General features: G+C 67.2%; 20 protein-coding genes. 1 reads left to right on the top strand and 19 read right to left on the bottom strand.

Features of this window, described 5'->3' with window-relative positions:
* Window positions 1-3 precede the first annotated feature (3 nt).
* The 9 genes from rplW to gdhA form a co-directional block, all read right to left on the bottom strand.
* Window positions 4-423 carry a 50S ribosomal protein L23 gene (rplW, locus tag ACFPZI_RS05675; RefSeq protein ID WP_326754271.1) on the bottom strand — a complete coding sequence of 140 codons (420 nt, stop codon included), beginning with the start codon at window positions 421-423 and terminating at the stop codon, window positions 4-6.
* Complete coding sequence (gene rplD, locus ACFPZI_RS05670; protein ID WP_381358986.1) at window positions 423-1082, bottom strand: 50S ribosomal protein L4; 660 nt, start codon at window positions 1080-1082, stop codon at window positions 423-425. Before rplD ends, rplW begins: the two co-directional genes overlap by 1 nt.
* Window positions 1083-1090: 8 nt before the next feature.
* Window positions 1091-1735 (bottom strand): 50S ribosomal protein L3, encoded by a 645-nt coding sequence (rplC, locus tag ACFPZI_RS05665; RefSeq protein WP_326754270.1) that lies wholly within the window; start codon window positions 1733-1735, stop codon window positions 1091-1093.
* 18 nt (window positions 1736-1753) lie between these two features.
* Window positions 1754-2062: a 30S ribosomal protein S10 gene (rpsJ, locus tag ACFPZI_RS05660; RefSeq protein WP_003948644.1), complete on the bottom strand. Its 309-nt coding sequence runs from the start codon at window positions 2060-2062 to the stop codon at window positions 1754-1756.
* A 739-nt stretch (window positions 2063-2801) separates the two neighbouring features.
* On the bottom strand, window positions 2802-3647 hold the full coding sequence (locus tag ACFPZI_RS05655; protein ID WP_381358984.1) for a hypothetical protein: 846 nt from the start codon (window positions 3645-3647) through the stop codon (window positions 2802-2804).
* Window positions 3644-3913 carry a hypothetical protein gene (locus tag ACFPZI_RS05650; protein WP_381358981.1) on the bottom strand — a complete coding sequence of 90 codons (270 nt, stop codon included), beginning with the start codon at window positions 3911-3913 and terminating at the stop codon, window positions 3644-3646. Before ACFPZI_RS05650 ends, ACFPZI_RS05655 begins: the two co-directional genes overlap by 4 nt.
* Before the next feature lie 99 nt (window positions 3914-4012).
* Complete coding sequence (locus ACFPZI_RS05645; protein ID WP_381358979.1) at window positions 4013-4660, bottom strand: hypothetical protein; 648 nt, start codon at window positions 4658-4660, stop codon at window positions 4013-4015.
* Window positions 4661-4770: 110 nt separating this feature from the next.
* Window positions 4771-5103 carry a cupin domain-containing protein gene (locus tag ACFPZI_RS05640; protein ID WP_381358976.1) on the bottom strand — a complete coding sequence of 111 codons (333 nt, stop codon included), beginning with the start codon at window positions 5101-5103 and terminating at the stop codon, window positions 4771-4773.
* 309 nt (window positions 5104-5412) lie between these two features.
* Complete coding sequence (gdhA, locus tag ACFPZI_RS05635; protein WP_381358974.1) at window positions 5413-6771, bottom strand: NADP-specific glutamate dehydrogenase; 1359 nt, start codon at window positions 6769-6771, stop codon at window positions 5413-5415.
* Between the two features lie 461 nt (window positions 6772-7232).
* Here gdhA and ACFPZI_RS05630 point away from each other — a divergent pair, with 461 nt between their 5' ends.
* The gene (locus ACFPZI_RS05630; RefSeq protein WP_381358972.1) at window positions 7233-7760 is read left to right on the top strand and encodes a hypothetical protein; all 528 of its coding nucleotides are present in this window, start codon (window positions 7233-7235) and stop codon (window positions 7758-7760) included.
* A 192-nt stretch (window positions 7761-7952) separates the two neighbouring features.
* Here ACFPZI_RS05630 and tuf read toward each other — a convergent pair whose 3' ends face one another.
* The 10 genes from tuf to ACFPZI_RS05580 form a co-directional block, all read right to left on the bottom strand.
* Entirely contained in the window at window positions 7953-9146 is a 1194-nt protein-coding gene (gene tuf / locus ACFPZI_RS05625; protein WP_381358969.1) for an elongation factor Tu, read from the bottom strand.
* A 154-nt stretch (window positions 9147-9300) separates the two neighbouring features.
* The gene (gene fusA, locus ACFPZI_RS05620; RefSeq protein ID WP_381358967.1) at window positions 9301-11427 is read right to left on the bottom strand and encodes an elongation factor G; all 2127 of its coding nucleotides are present in this window, start codon (window positions 11425-11427) and stop codon (window positions 9301-9303) included.
* A gap of 39 nt (window positions 11428-11466) precedes the next feature.
* Entirely contained in the window at window positions 11467-11937 is a 471-nt protein-coding gene (rpsG, locus tag ACFPZI_RS05615) for a 30S ribosomal protein S7 (protein ID WP_055597737.1), read from the bottom strand.
* A gap of 2 nt (window positions 11938-11939) precedes the next feature.
* Window positions 11940-12311, bottom strand: a complete 372-nt coding sequence (gene rpsL / locus ACFPZI_RS05610) for a 30S ribosomal protein S12 (RefSeq protein ID WP_003948652.1) — start codon at window positions 12309-12311, stop codon at window positions 11940-11942.
* Window positions 12312-12640: 329 nt separating this feature from the next.
* Window positions 12641-13114, bottom strand: a complete 474-nt coding sequence (locus ACFPZI_RS05605) for a DUF1707 and DUF4190 domain-containing protein (RefSeq protein WP_381358964.1) — start codon at window positions 13112-13114, stop codon at window positions 12641-12643.
* 267 nt (window positions 13115-13381) lie between these two features.
* The gene (locus ACFPZI_RS05600) at window positions 13382-17281 is read right to left on the bottom strand and encodes a DNA-directed RNA polymerase subunit beta' (RefSeq protein WP_381358961.1); all 3900 of its coding nucleotides are present in this window, start codon (window positions 17279-17281) and stop codon (window positions 13382-13384) included.
* 111 nt (window positions 17282-17392) lie between these two features.
* Window positions 17393-20878, bottom strand: a complete 3486-nt coding sequence (gene rpoB / locus ACFPZI_RS05595) for a DNA-directed RNA polymerase subunit beta (RefSeq protein WP_381358958.1) — start codon at window positions 20876-20878, stop codon at window positions 17393-17395.
* A gap of 625 nt (window positions 20879-21503) precedes the next feature.
* Window positions 21504-21887, bottom strand: a complete 384-nt coding sequence (gene rplL / locus ACFPZI_RS05590) for a 50S ribosomal protein L7/L12 (protein ID WP_381358956.1) — start codon at window positions 21885-21887, stop codon at window positions 21504-21506.
* Window positions 21888-22002: 115 nt separating this feature from the next.
* On the bottom strand, window positions 22003-22533 hold the full coding sequence (gene rplJ, locus ACFPZI_RS05585; RefSeq protein ID WP_381358953.1) for a 50S ribosomal protein L10: 531 nt from the start codon (window positions 22531-22533) through the stop codon (window positions 22003-22005).
* A 344-nt stretch (window positions 22534-22877) separates the two neighbouring features.
* Complete coding sequence (locus ACFPZI_RS05580; protein WP_381358950.1) at window positions 22878-23429, bottom strand: SCO4651 family lipoprotein; 552 nt, start codon at window positions 23427-23429, stop codon at window positions 22878-22880.
* Window positions 23430-23685 lie beyond the last annotated feature (256 nt).

Raw genomic sequence — 23685 nt, 5'->3', positions numbered from 1 at the left:
CCGTCAGGAGGTCGGACCGCCGAAGATGTCGATACGGTCGCCCTCGGCAAGGGTCACGATCGCGCGCTTGGTGCCCGCGCGCTGGCCGAAGCCGGTGCGGGTGCGCTTGCGCTTGCCCTGGCGGTTGATCGTGTTGACCCCGGTGACCTTGACCGAGAAGACCGCCTGCACGGCTTCCTTGATCTCCGTCTTGTTGGAGCCCGGAGCGACGATGAACGTGTACTTGTTCTCGTCGATGAGCGCGTAGCTCTTCTCCGACACGACCGGCTTGATCAGGACGTCACGGGGGTCCGTGTACGCCTTGCTCGCCGGGGTGACGACGGTGTTCTTGCCCTCGGTGGCGTGGCGGTGTGCCTTGGCGACGCGCGCGGCCTTGGCCTTCTTCGCCGCCTTGGAGGCGATGGAGGGGTGACGGACTGCCATCAGACCTCGCTCCCTTCGTTGTCGTTGGCCTTGTTCGGGCCGGCGACGAAGGACTCGAAAGCGGTCTTGGTGAAGACCACGTCGTCCGAGACGAGAACGTCGTACGTGTTCAGCTGGCCCGGCTCCAGGATGTGGACCTGGGGCAGGTTGCGGGCGGACAGCCACGCGGCCTCGTCGGCGCGGTCGACGACCAGGAGCAGGCTCTTGCGCTCCGAGATCTTGCCGAACAGCGACCGGGCGGCCTTCGTGGAGGGGGTCTCGCCCTCGATCACGCCGGTGACGACGTGAATGCGGTCGTGGCGGGCCCGGTCGGTGAGGGCGTGGCGCAGGGCCGCGGCCTTCATCTTCTTCGGGGTCCGCTGCGAGTAGTCGCGCGGCTGCGGGCCGTGGACGACGCCACCGCCGACGAACTGCGGCGCACGGGTCGAGCCCTGACGGGCGCGGCCGGTGCCCTTCTGGCGGTACGGCTTCTTGCCGCCACCACGGACTTCACCGCGACGCTTGGTCTTGTGCGTGCCCTGGCGGGCAGCGGCGTTCTGCGCGACGACGACCTGGTGGATCAGCGGGATGCTGATCTTCTCCACGCCGAAGATCTCCGTGGGGAGCTCGACGCTTCCGGTCTTCTCGCCGGCAGGCGAAAGGATGTCAACAGTGCTCATCGGTTACCTCAGGCCCCCTTGGCCGCAGTGCGGACCAGGACGAGGCCGCCGTTCGGACCGGGAACCGCGCCCTTGATGAGCAGCAGACCCTTCTCCGCGTCAACGGCGTGGACGGTCAGGTTCTGGGTGGTGACCCGCTCGTTGCCCATGCGGCCCGCCATGCGCTGGCCCTTGAACACACGACCCGGGGTGGCGCAGCCGCCGATGGAACCGGGCATGCGGTGCACACGCTTGGCACCGTGCGAGGAGTTGTTGCCCTTGAAGTTGTGGCGCTTCATGACGCCACTGAAGCCCTTGCCCTTGCTCTTCGCGGTGACGTCGACCTTCACGCCGGCCTCGAACACCTCGGCAGTGACTTCCTGGCCCAGCGTGTACTCGGAGGCGTCCGCGGTGCGGATCTCGACGAGGTGACGACGGGGGGTGACGTCGGCCTTGGCGAAGTGGCCCTTGAGGGGCTTGTTCACCTTGCGCGGGTCGATCTCACCGAACGCGATCTGGACGGACTCGTAGCCGTCGGCGTCGTTCGTACGGACCTGGGTGACGACATTGGGCCCGGCCTTGAGGACGGTGACGGGAACAACGCGGTTGTTCTCGTCCCACACCTGCGTCATGCCGAGCTTCTCGCCCAGGATGCCCTTGATCTGCTTGGTCATCTCTCAGATCACCGGCCCTCAGAGCTTGATCTCGATGTCGACACCGGCCGGGAGGTCGAGTCGCATCAGGGAGTCAACGGTCTTGGGGGTCGGGTCGAGGATGTCGATGAGGCGCTTGTGCGTGCGCATCTCGAAGTGCTCGCGCGAGTCCTTGTACTTGTGCGGCGACTTGATGACGCAGTACACGTTCTTCTCAGTGGGCAGCGGCACCGGGCCCGCGACCGACGCACCAGTACGTGTCACCGTCTCGACGATCTTCTTCGCCGAGGAATCGATGACCTCGTGGTCGTAGGCCTTGAGCCGGATGCGGATCTTCTGTCCCGCCATGGCTACTTCGTAGTCCTGTCTCTAGTAACGCTCCGGAACCCGATGGTTTGCCTGCTCTGTCACTCACCCTCCCCTCCTCCGACCCACGCGGTCGGGCGTGTCGCGCTCCCGTCGACATGAATGTCCCTTTTCGGAACTTCCCTGCGTGGGAGTGCGGGCCCTTCCGGAACCGCGGGCGGGGGCGAGAGGCCCACCGGGCGCCTGGCCGGCACCCCGCTGACGCTTCCCGAAAGATTCCCGTACGTCCGCCCCTACATCTCTCGATGTATCGCGTGGGACGACGAGTACTGTGGGACTCGCTTCCGGTCCTCCCGACGGGAGGCGCGCAGCATCGGCACTCGACCGAGCAACCCCGCTAGTCTGCCACAGCGGGGAGCGGCCTGGCCAATCGGGCCGGAGAGAATACCCCGGGGGTGACGCGGACCAAACCAGGCTCCGCAAAGGGTCGGCCCCACCCCGCCTCTTGCTCCTCCCTTGCCACGCGGACCGGGCTCTGCGGCGATCACATGCTGCGCCTGCCGGCGCGTTCCCTCCCAGGGGTAGAGCGGGCAACGAACCACTCGCGTGTTCGAGGCCGCCGTGGGAGCACTGACCCGAGATCAATCGCCTCGTGGGCCGCCTCGATGGAGTCCCGGTGGACGGGATGGCGTCGGGCGGCCGAGGACATGATCATCCACTGCTGCTCCGTCGGCGCCCGGACCGGCACTGACGCCTCTCCTTTTCCAGCCGGCTCTCAGGGTCATTCCTCGTCGATCGTGGAGTTCTCGTCCCACGGGCACTCCCGCGTCGCATCCCACCGCGTCCACGGGAGCCGGGGGCGCCAGCCCGCACGCCCCGCCGCCCATCCGAGCAGCACGGGCTCGACGATCTCACTCCCCCCTTGATCGGACGGCACATCGACCCTGGCGCGGTAGTGCGCGGCAGCGCTTCCGTCCCGGTACTCGACGGCCAGCCCCACGTCCCACAGGGACGCCTGCCCCTTGGAATATTTGTAGAGCGTGTCCGCGAGGACCACGAGGGCGGCGATCAGCACGATCGCGCCGAGGATCGGGCCTCCGATGATCATCGCGACGATACCGACGACCGCGACGACGACCTTACGGACGGCGACGATGGTGTCCCAGTTGTCGGTGAACCAGTCACCGATCTCCCCCCACACGGACCGGTTCTGCATACCGGCGTCCGAGGCCTCGTCGATCTTGCTCTTGGCGTCGCGGGCGGCCTCCTCGCGCATCGTGCGCGCGTCCGCGGCCATCTTCTTCGCCGCGGCCAGCGCGTCCTGCGCGTCCGAGACGTCCGAGCGGGCCGAGGTCTCGGCGGACTCCGCGTTGCGCGCGTCCCGGGTCGCCGCCCTTACCTTGGCCTCGTCCGGCTTGTCCGCGTCCGACTTGGAGCCGGTGGGGTCGTCCTTGTACTGGTCGGCCTCCTTCGACGCCCGGCCCACCCACGATTCGGCCGAGGACAGCCGGGACTGGGCCGAGAGCAGATCGGCGCGGGCCTCGCGGGCCCTGGGCCAGCGCCCTGTCCGCCAGCGCCTGCGCCTGCGCCTGCGCCCGCTTCGGCCAGTAGGCGGCGAGCGCGTCACCGCACATCCCGTACGACTTCTCCAGCTTTTTGAGGTTCTTCGGAACCCCGGAGAACTCCTCCTTGAACACGGTCGCCGACTTGCCCGGCCCACTCCGCCAGCGTCCCTTCGCCGGCCATGCCCTTCACCAGGCGCAGTGCCTCGGAGACGTCGTCGGCGAAGTCGTGCAGCACCTTGGCGAGCCTGCACACCCGCTCCGGGTCACCGGGCGTGGGGTCCTTGTCCAGGTCCAGGACATGCCAGTCACTCGGCCTGTGGCCCGCCATCCCGCAACCCCCGTCACGCGCACATCATCAACCACCGTATGCACACGTGGACTTACAAGGAACGGCAGTTCGAGCGGAAGGCTGCGCGGGACGCGTGGCTCAGTCGGTGAAGCGGAACGTCGACGTGATCGCGTCGAAGATGTCGAAGAAGGGGTCCGCGAGGTCGAGGACCTGGCCGCTGCCGGCCACCAGGGCGACCTTGCCCTCCTGGCCGGGGACCGGGATGAAGGTCTGCGTCAGCACCGCGCGGATGGTCCGGTGGAGTTCGTCGCCGGGTACGGGAATGTCCTCGATGCCGTACGTCCGGGCGGCCGGGCCGACGCCCGGGATGTCGACGGTGGTCACCTTGCGCCAGGAGTCACCCGGCTTCTTGGCTTCCTTGACGGCGAGTTGGGCGGTGATGGCGGCCGGGTCGGTGGGAAGCGGGTCGCCCTTGCCCGTACGGCCGCCGACCAGGGACACCGTCACCGAGCCGGTGATCGGGGTGTCCCCGCCGAAGCTCTCGGCCATGCAACCGCAGTACAGCGCGCCCGACTTCCAGGCGTCCGCAGCGGCCTTCCGCAGGAACGTGGTGCATGTGTCCCGGTGCGGCTCCAACTCCGGGTGCCGGCGCAGGCGTTCGGTGACCATCCGGTGGATGGAGTCGTCCCGCGACTCCGGCCGGACGTCGAACTCCCACCAGGACTCCGGCACCTTGATCCGGAAACCGCCCCGCTCGACGGTCAGTGCCTCCATATAACGGGCCACGACGCCGCACTCCCCCGTTCACGGTTCGACTGTCTGCGCCGGCATCGTCCCATTGTTCGGCGCGGCTTCGTGGCGGGGGATCCGGTCCTCGTTCGCGTCGACCGGTTCTCTCAGTTCGGCTTGGCGACGGTGAGGAGCGCGGCCGCGTCCTCCAGGGCCTCCAGGGCGTGCCGGGCCGGCGGGATGACGAGCAGGTCGCCGGCCTGGCCCTCCCACGCGGTGTCGCCGCTGGTGAGGCGGACCCGGCCGCGCAGCACCAGCAGGGTCGCCTCGCCCGGGTTCTCGTGCTCGGCGAGGGAGGTGCCGGAGGTCAGCGCGAGGAGGGTCTGGCGCAGCGTGTGCTCGTGGCCGCCGTACACCGTGCTCGCGCTGCGGCCGGTGGAGGCGGCGGCAGCGCGTTCCAGGTGTTCGCGGGCGAGGACGTCGAGGGAGAGCTTCTGCATGGCTCCGATTCTCCACGGCCGGGCCGTGCGGACACCAGGGCCATGTGGGGCAATCCCCCGCCGAGCGGGTTGGGGTCAGGCCCGAGCGGGGAGGACCTGGGGCCCTGAGCGGGGAAGGACGCTGTTGGTCGATTCGGCCCGGCGTTCCGGGCCTCGCGAGCCCGTACCGACGGCACGAGTACTCCGGCTGCGAACCGTGACACATTCCCGGAAAGTGTCACGGTCGGCGGGCTCATGCCCCGGGTCCCCCGGATGCGCCCACAGCATCCGGGGAGGGCCCGGGCCCTCGGTTCTCCCCGCTCGGCACCGTCAGATGACGCCCTGCGCCAGAACCGCGTCCGCGACCCGCTCGAATCCGGCGATGTTCGCGCCCGTGACGTAGTCGCCGGGGGCGCCGTAGCGCTCGGCGGTCTCGGCGCAGGTTCGGTGGATGTCGGTCATGATGCGGGCCAGCTCGTTCTCGACCTGGTCGGCCTTCCACGTCGTACGCGACGCGTTCTGCGTCATCTCCAGGGCGCTGACCGCGACCCCGCCCGCGTTCGCCGCCTTGCCGGGACCGAAGGCGACTCCGGCCCGCTGGAGGAGCTGCACGGCCTTCGGTGTCGTGGGCATGTTCGCGCCCTCCGAGACGGCCTTCACGCCGTTGCGGATGAGCGTGGCGGCCGCGTCCTCGTCCAGCTCGTTCTGCGTGGCCGACGGCAGGGCGATGTCGGCCGGGACCTCCCAGACCCGCCCGCCGGGCACGAACCGCGCGGAGGAGCCGCGCCGCTCGGCGTACGTGCTCACCCGGCCGCGCTCGACCTCCTTGACCTGACACAGCAGCCCCAGGTCGATGCCCTTCTCGTCGACGACGTAGCCGCTGGAGTCGGAGCAGGTCACCGGGTTGGCGCCGAGCGCTATCAGCTTCTGGATGGTGTGGATCGCGACGTTCCCGGAGCCGGAGACGACCGCGGTCTGGCCCTCGAGGTCCTCACCGCGCTCGCGCAGCATCGCCTCGGCGAACAGCACGTTGCCGTACCCGGTCGCCTCCGGCCGGATCAGCGAGCCGCCCCAGCCGGCACGCTTGCCGGTGAGGACGCCGCCCTCCCAGCGGTTGGTGATCCGCCGGTACTGGCCGAACAGGTAGCCGATCTCGCGCGCGCCGACACCGATGTCACCCGCGGGGACGTCGGTGTACTCGCCGATGTGCCGGTACAGCTCCGTCATGAAGGACTGGCAGAAGCGCATGACCTCCGCGTCGCTGCGCCCCTGCGGGTCGAAGTCGCTGCCACCCTTGCCGCCGCCGATACCGAGCCCGGTCAGCGCGTTCTTGAAGACCTGCTCGAAGCCGAGGAACTTGACGATCCCCAGGTTCACGGAGGGGTGGAAGCGCAGGCCACCCTTGTACGGGCCCAGGGCGCTGTTGTATTCGATCCGGAATCCGCGGTTGACGTGGACACAACCCTGGTCGTCCTGCCACGGCACCCGGAAGATGATCTGCCGCTCCGGCTCGATCAGCCGCTCGACGAGCCCCGGGTCCCGGTACTCGGAGCGCGCCGCGAGCGCCGGCCCGAGGCTGTCCAGCACCTCGCGTGCGGCCTGGTGGAACTCGGGTTCGGCCGGGTTGCGGCGCACGATCTCGGCATGCAGGTGGGCGAGCGTTGTGGTGCGGTCGGGTCGTGAGGTCACGGGGTCCCTTTCTGGCGCGGCTGACACCGGAACGGGCCCGGTGATGGGCGCGCGGCGCCATTGCCTCGCGCGGGGACGGCGACTGCCCGGGGAGCCCTCGGTACGGCAGTCGACCCTTCAGTGTTACTCATGTGTTAAGCGGAAGGCCAAGGGCCCCGCAGGAATGTCCGCTATTCGAGACCCTTCGTACAGAGCGCGGGACAGCTGACCGGGTTCAGGTACCCCCTTTGTCATACCTGCCCACATCTCCCACACCGCCCCTCAGGCTTTCGTGACGGTGCTGCCCCCATGTGGGGTAGTCGCTGATCGGGGCGGGACGGGAAAACGGGGCCGGGAACCGATGACACCGCCGACGCGGCGGCCGACGGCGGCGCCGACCTGACGCGCCCGGCCGACGGCGCGGCGCCCGTCGCCCCGGCCGGCTGGTGACCGTGCGCAACCGCCCCTGGGTGGTGACGGAGGTGACCCGTTCCACCCTGACCACCGACGATCCCGCCCGCAGCGCCGGGGCCGCCGACCCCGGACGGGTCCGAGGCGCTGCTGTGCGGGAACGGGATGCGGTGTGCCGGCCGGATACTGGCGGAGGCATGCGCAGCGCCCGGCTCGGCGAACGCGGCCGGCAGTACGTCGAACGTCTCCGCGACACCCGGCCCCGCGACCAGGAGATCACCATCTCCGGCCGTATCACCGAACTGCGGGAGAGCGGCTGGGTCAAGGTGAAGACGGGCACGGCCAAGAACGCCCCCGCCTACGACGTCCACTTCGAGGACCCCGAGACCCTGCTCCGCATGCGCCCCGGCCTCGGGGACAACGTCCCGGTTCAGACAACGCCTGGACGCCGTCGGCATCGCGCGTGCCACCGCGTACACGTCCCTGGGGCCGGCTGCGGAACAGCCTTCGCTCCCACTGGAGACTTGAGCGGTCCGCCGTGCTCCGACGCCACCGCCGGGCCCTGCCATCAGCCCGTCATCCATGATCCTGGAACATGAGGAAGCGGCCGTCGCCCGGGTGAACCAGACATCCAGTGTGCCCAGGTCACGGCATCCGATGACACGCTCCCGGTCCTCGGCCCACCCGCGCGTCCGCCCGAGACACGAAAGGGCCCGCACGACCGAAGTCGTGCGGGCCCTCTCAGGTGCTCGCGGTGGAGCTACCAGGTCGGATCAGCAAGCAGCCGGAGCCTACTTGTTGATCTTGGTGACCTGGCCGGCGCCCACGGTCCGGCCACCCTCACGGATGGCGAACTTCAGGCCCTCTTCCATGGCGATGGGCTGGATGAGCTCCACCTTCATCTCGGTGTTGTCACCCGGCATGACCATCTCGGTGCCCTCGGGGAGGGTCACGACGCCGGTCACGTCCGTCGTACGGAAGTAGAACTGCGGGCGGTAGTTGTTGAAGAAGGGGGTGTGACGGCCACCCTCGTCCTTCGACAGGATGTAGGCCTGGGCCTCGAACTCGGTGTGCGGGGTGACCGAGCCAGGCTTGATGATGACCTGGCCGCGCTCGACGTCCTCGCGCTTGATGCCGCGGAGCAGCAGACCGACGTTCTCACCGGCCTGGCCCTCGTCGAGCAGCTTGCGGAACATCTCGATACCGGTGACCGTGGTGGTGGTCTTGTCCTGCTTGATACCGATGATGTCGACGGTCTCGTTGACCTTCAGGACACCACGCTCGATACGGCCGGTGACGACCGTACCGCGACCGGTGATCGTGAAGACGTCCTCGACCGGCATGAGGAACGGCTTGTCGATGTCACGCTCGGGCTGCGGGATGTTCTCGTCGACGGCCTTCATCAGGTCGAGGACGGTCTGACCCCACTCCTTGTCGCCCTCAAGGGCCTTGAGCGCCGAGACCTTGACGACCGGCAGGTCGTCGCCCGGGAACTCGTACTCGGAGAGCAGCTCGCGGACCTCGAGCTCGACGAGCTCCAGGATCTCCTCGTCGTCCACCATGTCGGCCTTGTTCAGGGCGACAACGATGTACGGCACGCCGACCTGGCGGGCCAGGAGCACGTGCTCCTTGGTCTGCGGCATCGGGCCGTCGGTGGCGGCGACCACGAGGATGGCGCCGTCCATCTGCGCCGCACCCGTGATCATGTTCTTGATGTAGTCCGCGTGACCAGGGCAGTCGACGTGGGCGTAGTGACGCGACTCGGTCTGGTACTCGACGTGCGAGATCGAGATCGTGATACCACGCTGGCGCTCTTCGGGCGCCTTGTCGATCATGTCGAAGGCCGAGGCCTCGTTCAGGTCGGGGTACGCGTCGTGCAGCACCTTGGTAATGGCGGCCGTGAGGGTCGTCTTACCGTGGTCGATGTGACCGATGGTGCCGATGTTGACGTGCGGCTTAGTCCGCTCGAACTTCGCCTTCGCCACTGGGGTCCTCCTGTGGAGTGGTTCTGTACGCCTTACTCATCGGCGCCAGGTGATCTTTGCTGGAAAGCCCGGGGCCGGGGGCATTCCACCGGTTCTCGGTGAAATGCCCCAAGCAGGCTCCGGGGTCAAGCCTAAAGCGTGTGAACGGAGACCGTTACTCGCCCTTGGCCTTCGCGATGATCTCCTCGGCGACGTTCCGCGGAACCTCGGCGTAGGAGTCGAACTGCATCGAGTAGCTTGCGCGACCCGACGTCTTGCTGCGGAGGTCCCCGACGTAGCCGAACATCTCCGACAGGGGCACGAGCCCCTTCACGACACGAGCACCCGCGCGCTCGTCCATGGCCTGGATCTGGCCACGGCGGGAGTTGATGTCGCCGATGACCTCACCCATGTAGTCCTCGGGCGTGGTGACCTCGACGGCCATCATCGGTTCGAGGAGCACGGGCGAAGCCTTGCGCGCGGCCTCCTTGAAGGCCTGCGAACCGGCGATCTTGAACGCGAGCTCGGAGGAGTCCACCTCGTGGTAGCCACCGTCGATGAGCGTGACGCGCACGCCCGTCATCTCGTAGCCGGCGAGGATACCGAACTGCATGGCCTCCTGCGCGCCGGCGTCCACCGAAGGAATGTACTCCTTCGGGATACGGCCACCGGTCACCTTGTTCACGAACTCGTACGAGGTGTCGCCGCCCTCGATGGGCTCGATCGCGATCTGCACCTTGGCGAACTGACCGGTACCACCGGTCTGCTTCTTGTGGGTGTAGTCCACGCGCTCGACGGCCTTGCGGATCGTCTCACGGTAGGCGACCTGCGGCTTACCGACGTTGGCCTCGACCTTGAACTCACGGCGCATACGGTCGACCAGCACCTCGAGGTGCAGCTCGCCCATACCACCGATGATGGTCTGGCCGGTCTCCTCGTCCGAGTGGACCTGGAAGGACGGGTCCTCCTCGGCCAGACGCTGGATCGCGACGCCCAGCTTCTCCTGGTCGCCCTTCGACTTGGGCTCGATGGCGACCTGGATGACCGGCGCCGGGAAGTCCATGGACTCCAGGATCACCGGCTGCTTGTCGTCGGACAGCGTCTCACCGGTGGTGGTCTGCTTCAGGCCCATGACGGCGACGATGTCACCGGCGCCCACCGACGCGATCTCCTCACGCTTGTTCGCGTGCATGCGGTAGATCTTGCCGATGCGCTCCTTCTTGCCCTTGACGGAGTTCAGCACGGCGGTGCCGGACTCCAGGCGGCCCGAGTAGACCCGGACGTAGGTGAGCTTGCCGAGGTGCGGGTCGCTCGCGATCTTGAACGCGAGGGCCGACAGCGGCTCGTCCTCGGACGGCTTGCGCTTGACCACGACCGCGGGGTCCTTGACGTCGTGGCCCTCGATGGCCTCGATGTCGAGCGGGGTCGGGAGGTAGCGCACGACCGCGTCGAGCAGGGGCTGAACGCCCTTGTTCTTGAACGCGGTGCCACAGAACACCGGGGTGACCGTGATCTCGTCGGACTTGCCGGACGCGATGGTGATACGACGGATCGCGGCGTGCAGCTGCTCCTCGGTGGGCTCCTGGCCCTCCAGGTACAGCTCCATGATCTCTTCGTCGTTCTCCGCGACGGCCTCGATCAGCTTGCCGCGCCACTCCTCGGCGGCCTCGGCGTGCGTGGCCGGGATGTCGACGACGTCGTACATCTCGCCCTTGGCGGCCTCGGCGGACCACACGAACGCCTTCATGCGGACCAGGTCCACGACGCCCGTGAAGTCGGCCTCGGCGCCGATCGGCAGCTGCATGACCAGCGGCTGCGCACCCAGGCGGTCCTTGATCATGTCGACGCAGCGGTGGAACTCCGCGCCGGTACGGTCAAGCTTGTTGACGAAGCAGATACGCGGCACGCCGTAACGGTCGGCCTGACGCCACACCGTCTCGGACTGCGGCTCGACACCGGCGACACCGTCGAACACGGTCACGGCACCGTCGAGCACTCGCAGGGAACGCTCCACCTCTACGGTGAAGTCGACGTGCCCCGGGGTGTCGATGATGTTGATCGTGTAGTCGTTGTCCTCGAGCGGCCAGTGACAGGTGGTCGCAGCAGAGGTGATCGTGATGCCACGCTCCTGCTCCTGCTCCATCCAGTCCATCGTGGCGGAACCCTCGTGGGTCTCGCCGATCTTGTACGACACGCCGGTGTAGAACAGGATCCGCTCGGTGGTGGTCGTCTTGCCCGCGTCGATGTGGGCCATGATCCCGATGTTGCGGACATGGGCCAGGTCAAGTGAAGTAGTAGCCATAAGGCTTCGGTCTTCTCTCGGTCTCGATGTGGGTAGCGACTACCAGCGGTAGTGCGCGAAGGCCTTGTTGGACTCGGCCATCTTGTGCGTGTCCTCGCGCTTCTTCACCGCGGCACCGAGGCCGTTGCTGGCGTCGAGGAGTTCGTTGAGCAGACGCTCGGTCATGGTCTTCTCGCGACGGGCGCGGGAGTAACCCACCAGCCAGCGCAGCGCCAGGGTGTTGGCACGGCCGGGCTTGACCTCGATCGGCACCTGGTAGGTGGCGCCACCGACGCGGCGGGACTTGACCTCGAGGGTCGGCTTGATGTTCTCGAGAGCGCGCTTCAGCGTGATGACCGGGTCGTTGCCGGTCTTCTCGCGAAGGCCCTCCATGGCGCCGTAGACGATGCGCTCGGCGGTGGAGCGCTTACCGTTCATCAGCACCTTGTTGATGAGCGACGTGACAAGAGGAGAACCGTAGACCGGGTCGATGATGACCGGGCGCTTCGGGGCAGGGCCCTTACGAGGCATTCTTACTTCTCCTTCTTGGCGCCGTAGCGGCTGCGGGCCTGCTTGCGGTTCTTGACACCCTGGGTGTCGAGCGAACCACGGATGATCTTGTAGCGAACACCCGGCAGGTCCTTCACACGGCCGCCGCGCACGAGCACGATGGAGTGCTCCTGCAGGTTGTGTCCCTCACCCGGAATGTAAGCAGTGACCTCGATACCGCTGGTCAGACGCACACGCGCGACCTTGCGCAGGGCCGAGTTCGGCTTCTTCGGGGTGGTCGTGAACACACGCGTGCAGACGCCACGACGCTGAGGGGAACCCTCGAGTGCGGGCGTCTTGTTCTTCTCGACCTTGTCTTGCCGGCCCTTCCGGACCAGCTGCTGGATCGTAGGCACTACTTCTCCGGTTTCTGTGTGCCGATAGGTAGAGCTAACCTGGAACGCCACCGACCCACGCGGTCGGGTGTGTCGAATCCCGCGGACTTCCGCCGCAAAGCGGAAAGAAACGCATGATCACGGTGGCCGTTCACAACCCCCGATGCGGGTGATGGCACGCACGGAGGCCAGGGCACACCCCAGGCACAAGGTCTGAGCGTACCTATAGCATTGGCTGCGGTCAAAACAAATGGGCCTTCACCCCACCGCCGCACGAAGCGAGTGAAGCCCGGACACGGGTAATGATCTTCGAATGGGCGGTCTCCGGCCCTTCGGACACCGCCCGGTCGTCAGCCCGACGAGACGCCGAACAAGACCGTCAGCATGATCAGCAGGGCCCAGCCGGCCGTGGACAGCCAGCCGAGCACCAGACCGGTCATCGCGTACGCGTCGCCGCCGTCGCCCGTCCGCCGGATCTCCGCGCGGGCCGTATGCCCGAGGATCACGGCCGGAATGCCGGTCAGACCACCCGTCGCCAGGCACAGCACCCCGCACACCATGGCCCCGACCGCCTTCTCGTTGGTCTTCGGCGGCCGGGGCAGGAACGTCGCCGGCGCCATGGGCACGACGTGCTGCACCGGCGCGGTCTGCGGCACGGGCCCCTGCGGCAGGTCGGCCACCAGCAGCGCCAGATCCGCCACCGTACGCGCCTGGTAGGCCCGCTCCACCCGTCGCTCGAGCTCCTGCTGGTCCAGCCTGCCCTCGGCATACCCGGCCCGGAGCACGTCCACGGTGCGCTCCCGGTCGGCGTGCGAGGCCAACATCGGCGGCCCGCCCGGTCCGACCGGTCCCCCCGGCCCACCCCACGGCTGCGGAACACCCCGCCCCTGCCAGGGCTGCCACGACGGATACGGCGACTGCGACACCAGGTACCTCCCCCGACTGCACACGTCATCCCATGATGCGCCCCCGCGACGCCTTCCGGCACCGCAGCACGTCACGAAACCGGTACAGGTCGTGGGAACGCCGCAGGGGCGGCCACCCCGTACGAAACGGGAGTGACCGCCCCTGCGGTACGTCGGGCGACTCGCTTACTGGTTGTACGGACCGTAGTCGTAGTCCTCCAGCGGAACGGCCTGGCCGGAGCCCGTGCCGAACGGCGAGTAGTCGATGTCGTCGTAGCCGACGGCCGAGTACATCGCGGCCTTGGCCTCCTCGGTCGGCTCGACCCGGATGTTGCGGTAGCGGGACAGACCCGTACCGGCCGGGATGAGCTTACCGATGATGACGTTCTCCTTGAGGCCGATCAGGGAGTCGGACTTGGCGTTGATCGCCGCGTCCGTGAGGACCCTGGTCGTCTCCTGGAAGGACGCCGCCGACAGCCACGACTCGGTCGCCAGCGAGGCCTTGGTGATACCCATCAGCTGCGGACGGCCGGAAGCGGGGTGACCGCCCTCCTGCACCACACGACGGTTCTCGGTCTCGAACTTCGACCGCTCGACCAGCTCGCCGGGCAGCAGCTCGGCGTCGCCGGACTCGATGATCGTCACGCGGCGGAGCATCTGCCGGATGATGATCTCGATGTGCTTGTCGTGGATCGACACGCCCTGCGAGTTGTAGACCTTCTGGACCTCGCCGACCAGGTGGATCTGGACCTGCCGCTGACCCAGGATGCGCAGCACGTCGTGCGGGTTGGTGGCACCCACGGTGAGCTTCTGACCCACCTCGACGTGATCGCCCTCGCCGACCAGCAGACGGGCACGCTTCGAGATCGGGAACGCCGTCTCCTCGCTGCCGTCGTCCGGGGTGACGACGATCTTCTTCGTCTTCTCGGTCTCCTCGATCCGGATGCGGCCGGCGGCCTCGGAGATCGGGGCGACACCCTTCGGGGTACGGGCCTCGAAGAGCTCGACGACACGCGGCAGACCCTGGGTGATGTCGTCACCGGCCACACCACCGGTGTGGAAGGTACGCATCGTCAGCTGGGTGCCGGGCTCACCGATGGACTGGGCGGCGATGATGCCGACCGCCTCACCGATGTCGACCAGCTTGCCGGTGGCCAGCGAACGGCCGTAGCACATGGCGCAGGTGCCGACGGCGGACTCGCAGGTCAGGATCGAACGGGTCTTGACCTGCTCGACACCGTGGTGCACCAGCTGGTCGATGAGCACGTCACCGAGGTCCACGTTGGCCGGCGCGATCACCTTGCCGTCGATGACGACGTCCTCGGCGAGCATGCGGGCGTACACGCTGGTCTCGACGTCGTCCGTCTTGCGCAGCGTCCCGTCGGCGGCGCGCGAGGCGATCCGCAGCTTCAGACCGCGCTCGGTGCCGCAGTCCTCCTCGCGGATGATGACGTCCTGGGAGACGTCGACCAGACGACGGGTGAGGTAACCCGAGTCGGCGGTACGCAGAGCGGTGTCCGCCAGACCCTTACGGGCACCGTGCGTGGAGATGAAGTACTCCAGCACGGACAGACCCTCACGGAACGAGGCCTTGATGGGCCGCGGGATCGTCTCGTTCTTCGCGTTCGACACCAGACCACGCATACCGGCGATCTGACGCATCTGCATCATGTTGCCTCGTGCGCCCGAGTTCACCATCATGAAGATCGGGTTGGTCTTCGGGAAGTTGTCGTTCATCGCCTCGGCGACCTCGTTGGTCGCCTTGGTCCAGATCGCGATGAGCTCCTGCGTGCGCTCGTCCTTGGTGATCAGACCGCGCTCGTACTGCTTCTGGACCTTCTCGTCCTGCGCCTCGTAACCCTTGACGATCTCCTTCTTCGCCTCGGGAACGACGACGTCGGAGATGGCGACGGTGACGCCGGAACGGGTCGCCCAGTGGAAGCCGGACGCCTTCAGGTTGTCGAGCGTCGCCGCCACGATGACCTTCGGGTAGCGCTCGGCGAGGTCGTTGACGATCTCGGAGAGCTGCTTCTTGCTGACCTCGTAGTCGACGAACGGGTAGTCCTCGGGCAGCAGCTCGTTGAAGAGCGCACGGCCCAGGGTGGTGTTCAGGCGGAAGGTGTCACCCTGCTGCCACTCCGGCTCGCCCTCCTCGCGCGCCGGCGGCATCCAGCCACGCGGCGGGATGGTGCCGACCGGGAAGCGGACGTCGATCCTCGACTGGAGCGACAGCTCGCCCGCGTCGAAGGCCATGATCGCTTCGGCGACGGAGGAGAAGGAACGGCTCTCGCCCCTGAGCTCGCGCATCTCGCCATCGGTGGTGAGGAAGAACAGACCGAGGACCATGTCCTGGGTCGGCATCGTCACCGGACGGCCGTCGGCGGGCTTGAGGATGTTGTTCGAGGACAGCATCAGGATGCGGGCCTCGGCCTGCGCCTCCGCGGACAGCGGCAGGTGCACGGCCATCTGGTCACCGTCGAAGTCCGCGTTGAACGCGGTGCAGACGAGCGGGTGGATCTGAATGGCCTTGCCCTCGACCAGCTGCGGCTCGAAGGCCTGGATGCCGAGGCGGTGCAGCGTGGGCGCACGGTTCAGCAGAACCGGGTGCTCCGCGATGACCTCTTCCAGCACGTCGTACACGACCGTGCGGCCGCGCTCGACCATGCGCTTGGCGCTCTTGATGTTCTGCGCGTGGTTCAGGTCGACCAGGCGCTTCATCACGAACGGCTTGAACAGCTCCAGCGCCATCGCCTTCGGCAGACCGCACTGGTGCAGCTTCAGCTGCGGACCGACGACGATCACGGAACGCGCCGAGTAGTCCACGCGCTTGCCGAGCAGGTTCTGACGGAAGCGGCCCTGCTTGCCCTTGAGCATGTCGGACAGCGACTTCAGCGGACGGTTGCCGGGGCCCGTCACCGGGCGGCCGCGACGGCCGTTGTCGAAGAGCGCGTCGACGGCCTCCTGGAGCATGCGCTTCTCGTTGTTCACGATGATCTCGGGCGCGCCGAGGTCGAGAAGCCGCTTCAGGCGGTTGTTGCGGTTGATGACACGGCGGTACAGGTCGTTCAGGTCGGAGGTCGCGAAGCGGCCACCGTCCAGCTGCACCATCGGACGCAGGTCCGGCGGGATGACCGGCACGCAGTCCAGCACCATGCCCTTGGGGCTGTTGCTGGTCTGCAGGAACGCGGAGACGACCTTGAGGCGCTTGAGCGCACGGGTCTTCTTCTGGCCCTTGCCGGTGCGGATGATCTCGCGGAGACGCTCGGCCTCCTCCTCGAGGTCGAAGGACTCCAGGCGCTTCTGCAACGCCGCGGCACCCATCGAGCCGTCGAAGTACGTGCCGAAGCGGTCACGCAGCTCGCGGTAGAGCAGTTCGTCGCCCTCGAGGTCCTGGACCTTGAGGTTCTTGAACCGGTTCCACACCTCGTCGAGGCGGTCGATCTCGCGCTGCGCACGGTCGCGCAGCTGCTTCATCTCACGCTCGGCACCCTCGCGCACCTTGCGGCGCACATCGGCCTTGGCACCCTCGGCCTCGAGCTCGGCCAGGTCGGTCTCGAGCTTCTTGGCCCGGGCCTCCAGGTCGGCGTCGCGACGGTTCTCCACCTGCTGGCGCTCGACGGAGACGTGCGCCTCCAGCGAGGGCAGGTCGCGGGTGCGGCGCTCCTCGTCGACGAACGTGATCATGTACGCCGCGAAGTAGATGACCTTTTCCAGGTCCTTCGGGGCGAGGTCGAGCAGGTAGCCGAGGCGCGACGGAACGCCCTTGAAGTACCAGATGTGCGTGACGGGCGCGGCGAGCTCGATGTGGCCCATCCGCTCACGGCGCACCTTGGCGCGCGTGACCTCGACGCCACAGCGCTCACAGATGATGCCCTTGAAGCGGACACGCTTGTACTTGCCGCAGTAGCACTCCCAGTCCCGGGTCGGACCGAAGATCTTCTCGCAGAAGAGTCCGTCCTTCTCGGGCTTGAGGGTGCGGTAGTTGATGGTCTCGGGCTTCTTGACCTCGCCGTGGCTCCACTGACGGATGTCGTCCGCGGTGGCCAGGCCGATCCGGAGCTCATCGAAGAAGTTGACGTCGAGCACTATGCGTCAATCCCTCTCAGGGTTGTAAGTCATGGGGTCTGATACGGGGGTCCTGGGGCCGGCCGGAGGCTCAGGGATCTTCATCACCGAACCTCCTGGCCGGAACTCCCGTCAGACCTCTTCGACGCTGCTCGGCTCGCGCCGCGACAGGTCGATGCCGAGCTCCTCCGCAGCGCGGAAGACGTCCTCGTCGGTGTCGCGCATCTCGATGGACATGCCGTCCGAGGACAGCACCTCCACGTTGAGGCACAGGGACTGCATCTCCTTGATGAGGACCTTGAAGGACTCGGGGATGCCCGGCTCGGGGATGTTCTCGCCCTTGACGATGGCCTCGTAGACCTTCACGCGGCCGGTCACGTCGTCGGACTTGATGGTCAGCAGTTCCTGGAGGGCGTAAGCGGCGCCGTACGCCTCCAGCGCCCACACCTCCATCTCACCGAAGCGCTGGCCACCGAACTGGGCCTTACCACCCAGCGGCTGCTGGGTGATCATCGAGTACGGACCGGTCGAGCGGGCGTGCAGCTTGTCGTCGACCAGGTGGTGCAGCTTGAGGATGTACATGTAGCCGATCGAGATCGGCTCCGGGAACGGCTCGCCGGAGCGGCCGTCGTACAGCCTCGCCTTGCCGGTCGGGAGCACCATGCGCTCGCCGTCCCGGTTCGGGATGGTGTGCTGCAGCAGGCCGGCCAGCTCGTCCTCGCGCGCACCGTCGAAGACGGGGGTGGCGACGTTGGTGCCGGGCTCGACCTTGTCGGCGCCGATGGTCTGCAGGCGCTCCGCCCATTCCTCGGCGAGGCCGGAGACGTCCCAGCCGCGGCTGGCGAGCCAGCCGAGGTGGATCTCCAGAACCTGTCCCGGGTTCATTCGGGACGGCACACCGAGGGGGTTGAGGATGATGTCGACCGGGGTGCCGTCCTCCAGGAACGGCATGTCCTCGATCGGCAGGATCTTCGAGATGACGCCCTTGTTGCCGTGACGGCCGGCGAGCTTGTCACCGTCGGTGATCTTGCGCTTCTGCGCGACGTAGACGCGCACCAGCTGGTTCACACCGGGGGGAAGCTCGTCGCCCTCCTCACGGTCGAAGACGCGCACGCCGATGATCTTGCCGATCTCGCCGTGCGGCACCTTCAGGGAGGTGTCACGGACCTCGCGGGCCTTCTCTCCGAAGATCGCGCGCAGCAGTCGCTCTTCCGGGGTCAGCTCGGTCTCACCCTTGGGCGTGACCTTGCCGACGAGGATGTCACCGGCGACGACCTCGGCACCGATACGGATGATGCCGCGCTCGTCGAGGTCGGCGAGGACCTCCTCGGAGACGTTCGGGATGTCCCGGGTGATCTCCTCGGGGCCGAGCTTGGTGTCACGGGCGTCGACCTCGTGCTCCTCGATGTGGATCGAGGAGAGGACGTCGTCCTGGACGAGGCGCTGCGACAGGATGATCGCGTCCTCGTAGTTGTGGCCCTCCCACGGCATGAACGCGACCAGCAGGTTCTTGCCGAGCGCCATCTCGCCGTTCTCGGTGGCCGGACCGTCGGCGAGGACCTGGCCCTCGATGACGCGGTCGCCCTCGTTGACGATGACCTTCTGGTTGACCGAGGTGCCCTGGTTGGAGCGGGCGAACTTGGCCAGGCGGTACGTGATGTACGTGCCGTCGTCGTTGGTGGTGGTGATGTAGTCCGCGGAGACCTCCTGGACCACACCCGCCTTCTCGGCCTTGACCACGTCACCGGCGTCGGCGGCGGAGCGGTACTCCATGCCGGTGCCGACGAGCGGGGCCTCGGACCTGATCAGCGGCACGGCCTGACGCATCATGTTCGCGCCCATGAGGGCACGGTTGGCGTCGTCGTGCTCGAGGAAGGGGATCATGGCGGTCGCGACCGACACCATCTGGCGCGGCGAGACGTCCATGTAGTCGACCTCGTCGGGGCTGACGTAGTCGACCTCGCCGCCCTTGCGGCGGACCAGCACGCGGGCCTCGGCGAACCGCATATCGTCACTCAGCGGGGCGTTGGCCTGCGCGATGACGAAGCGGTCCTCCTCGTCGGCGGTCAGGTAGTCGACGTCGTCGGTGACCTGGCCGTCGATGACCTTGCGGTACGGGGTCTCGACGAAACCGAACGCGTTGACCCGGCCGTAGGAGGCGAGCGAGCCGATCAGACCGATGTTCGGGCCTTCGGGCGTCTCGATCGGGCACATGCGGCCGTAGTGCGAGGGGTGCACGTCACGGACCTCGAAGCCGGCCCGCTCACGGGAGAGACCACCCGGGCCGAGCGCGGACAGACGGCGCTTGTGCGTCAGCCCGGACAGCGGGTTGTTCTGGTCCATGAACTGCGACAGCTGGCTGGTGCCGAAGAACTCCTTGATGGAGGCGACGACCGGCCGGATGTTGATCAGGGTCTGCGGCGTGATCGCCTCGACGTCCTGGGTCGTCATGCGCTCACGCACGACGCGCTCCATCCGGGCCAGACCCGTACGGACCTGGTTCTGGATGAGCTCGCCGACGCTGCGCAGGCGGCGGTTGCCGAAGTGGTCGATGTCGTCCGTCTCGACGACGATCGTCTGACCGCTGTCACCGACGGTCTCGATCTCGCCGGCGTGCAGCTTCACCAGGTACTTGATCGTCGAGATGACGTCCTCGACGGTCAGCACGCCCGCGTCGAGCGGCGCGTCGGCACCCAGCTTCTTGTTGACCTTGTAGCGGCCGACCTTGGCAAGGTCGTAGCGCTTGGGGTTGAAGTAGAGGTTCTCGAGCAGCGTCTGCGCGGCCTCGCGGGTGGGGGGCTCGCCCGGACGCAGCTTGCGGTAGATGTCGAGCAGCGCGTCGTTTTGGTCCTGGGTGTGGTCCTTCTCCAGGGTGGCGCGCATGGACTCGTACTCGCCGAACTCCTCGAGGATCTGCTCGGTGGTCCAGCCGAGCGCCTTGAGCAGGACGGTGACGGACTGCTTGCGCTTGCGGTCGACGCGGACGCCGACCATGTCGCGCTTGTCGATCTCCATCTCCAGCCAGGCACCCCGGGACGGGATGATCTTGGCGGAGAAGATGTCCTTGTCGGACGTCTTGTCGATGCTGGAGTCGAAGTAGACACCCGGCGAACGGACCAGCTGCGACACCACGACACGCTCGGTGCCGTTGATGACGAAGGTGCCCTTGTTCGTCATGAGCGGGAAGTCGCCCATGAAGACGGTCTGGGACTTGATCTCGCCGGTCTCGTTGTTGGTGAACTCGGCGGTGACGAAGAGCGGCGCCGCATACGTGAAGTCGCGGTCCTTGCACTCGTCGATGGAGTTCTTCGACGGCTCGAAGCGGTGGTCGCGGAAGGTCAGCGACATCGACCCGGAGAAGTCCTCGATCGGCGAGATCTCCTCGAAGATCTCTTCAAGACCGGACTTGGTGGGGACGTCCTGACCGTTCTCCAGAGCGGCCTCGACGCGAGTCTTCCAGGCGTCGTTGCCGAGCAGCCAGTCGAAGCTCTCGGTCTGCAGCGCGAGAAGGTTCGGAACCTCGAGGGGCTCCTTGATCTTTGCAAAAGAGATGCGCAGCGGGGCGGTGCTGGCAGCATTGTTCGTATTCGCGGTCGAGGCATTGCGCGAGGCGGCCAAGAGGGGGTCCTTCCGAGGGCTCGGACTCACTACGCGCGTACCGGCCCCCCACGGGACACCACGGCAGACACTTCACTTCCCGGCGGGAAAGGCCAGGTCAGAGAGGCTCTGATCGTCAGTGCTCAAGTGAGGGCACGCCCCTGGTGACGGGCAGGGGACAGCTAACAGGCAGCGCAAAGGGTCAGTGTAGCCACTTGGCACACTGATGTCCAGTGCGGGTTTTCAAGACCCTCGGAGGCCCTCGTTGCTCTCAACTCCTGTGACACGGTCCTGTCCCTCAACGCACCGTGATACTGCCCTCTTCGCCGTCGATCCATGCCTCGGATTCGGATCCGTGTGACGACGCGTCCTGAGAATTGCGCGCCACGTGCGGTTCGTCAAGGCCTCCTTGCCCGATACCGCGCTTCGACAGGCGATCCGCCGCAGCCCGCACAGGGCCACGACGAAGATCAGCCTACCCCCGCCGTCCCGGGTCCGAGGCAACCGCCACCGGTCCCGGAGACACCGAGGAGCGACCACCCGGATGGATGATCGCTCCTCGGCGCTTACGCGTTACACGCCCTGGTGGACGCGGTGCGGATCCGGCACTGCCGGGCCGCTGGGGTCCTGTCGGACCCGGAAGGTCTTACTTGACCTCGACGGAGGCACCGGCGCCCTCGAGGGCCTCCTTGGCCTTGTTCGCGGCTTCCTTGTTGACCTTCTCGACGACGGGCTTCGGCGCACCGTCGACCAGGTCCTTGGCCTCCTTCAGGCCGAGGGAGGTCAGCTCGCGCACGACCTTGATGACCTGGATCTTCTTGTCGCCGGTGCCCGTGAGGATGACGTCGAACTCGTCCTGCTCGGCCTCGGCCTCGACCGGGGCGCCCGGGGCGGCGGGGCCGGCCACGGCGACCGCGGCGGCGGCGGTGACGTCGAACTTCTCCTCGAAGGCCTTCACGAACTCGGAGAGCTCGATGAGAGTCATGCCCTCGAACTGGGCCAGCAGCTCGTCCTGGGTGAGCTTCGCCATGATGGCGGTCCTTCCACTAAATCGGCAGGTGCCGGATGTACTGGGTGAGGCGGGCGTACGTCGGGCCCGCTATGACCCTTGCCTCATATCGGCCAGGGTCGGAAAGCGAGCCGAATTACTCGGCACCGCCCTGCTCGTCCTGCTTGGCGCGCAGCGCGTCCACCGTGCGGACGAGCTTCGACGGAAGCGCCTGGAAGAGCTGAGCAGTCTGGGACTGCTTGCCCTTGAAGGCACCCGCCAGCTTGGAGAGCAGAACCTCGCGGGACTCGAGGTCCGCGAGCTTCTTGATCTCGTCGGCGGACAGCGCCTTGCCGTCAAGGACACCGCCCTTGATGACGAGATTCGGGTTGTCCTTGGCGAAGTCACGAAGACCCTTCGCCGACTCCACCGGGTCACCGGTGACGAAGGCGACAGCCGTCGGACCAGCGAAGAGCTGATCGTCCAGCGTGATCCCGGCCTCGTTGGCCGCAATCTTGGTCAGCGTGTTCTTCACCACGGCGTACTGGGCGTTCTCACCGAGCGAACGACGCAGCGTCTTGAGCTGCGCCACGGTGAGACCGCGGTACTCGGTCAGCATGGCGGCGTTGGAGCTGCGGAACTTGTCCGTCAGCTCGGCAACCGCGGCAGCCTTGTCGGGCCTCGCCATAGAGTCTCGGCCTCCTTCCGGGTGATTCGGACCGCGCGGACCCGAAGGAGGACTGGGAAAAACGAAACGCCCCGGGCGCAGGCGCACGGGGCGAGGCTCAACCGGTATTCACATCCTCGCGGCCGCGAATTCCGGGAACTCTTCCACAGTCACCTGCGCGGGTCGTCCGCAGTTCAGCGGATCCTTCGGCCACCGCACCCTCTTGCGAGTGCACGGCAACGACCAGCGGTCTTTGGCTTCCTCTGGAGAGTACGGGAACCGATCGCCACGAGGCAAATCCGTTCCCGTCGGGACGTTCGGGACGGACCGTCAGGACGGTCGAGCCATCGGGACAGTCACGACACTCAGACGTCCGCTCCGATGTCCGTGAGCCCCTCCTCGAAGCCCTGCAGCATCTCGAAGAGGTCGACCGTGTCCTTGGCCGGCGGCGCCTCGACCTCGGCCCGGGCCCCGTAGTCGGAGTAGTGCGTCGTGATGTCGACCGTGCCCTCGTCCGACTCCATGCCGAGGACCATCTTGACCGGGTAGTCGTCCTCGTTGACCCAGACCTCGGTGTCGTAGCCCTTCACGCCCGACTTCCCGGCGTTGGCGATGAGCTCCTTGCGCTCCTTCTCGGAGAGGAGGTCGAGGGACTCGTTGCCCTTGATGATCTCCTCGAAGGTCAGGGTGCCCTTGTAGTGCTGCGCCTGGACGCCGTCGACCTTCTGCGGACCGACGTGCTTCAGGTTGGGCGACTCGAGCAGCAGGGCCAGCTGCCGGGCCGGGTCCTGGTGGTCATCCGAACCTTGGCGGACTTCGCCTCCGTCGTCTTCTTGAGGGCGGCCTGCAAGGCCTCGGCCGCCTCCCCCAGGAGAGGACCTTGGGCTCCGCCGTCGCCTTGCCCTTCGTTCCCCCATCACCGGCCTGACAGCCCGCGCCACCCGCGACGACCGTCACACAGACACCCACGCGCTTCCATGCGGACATGCCCATGAATCCCACCGTTCCTCTGGACTGAGCAGGGGTGAGCCTGCTCGGCCGCACGCCCCGAACGGTCTTGGGCGCTCCCCCACTGCCTCAAGGGCGTGGGAGGTACCCCCAGGTCCCCGGCGTACTCAACCCCGGGGCGGCGACACGCACCCTGTGCGTGGTCCGAGCCCGGGAGGCCAGTTC

Origin of the sequence: Streptomyces chlorus (assembly GCF_042655885.1) — a bacterium.
GTDB lineage: Bacteria > Actinomycetota > Actinomycetes > Streptomycetales > Streptomycetaceae > Streptomyces > Streptomyces chlorus.
This window is presented reverse-complemented; position numbering and strand designations above follow the sequence as displayed.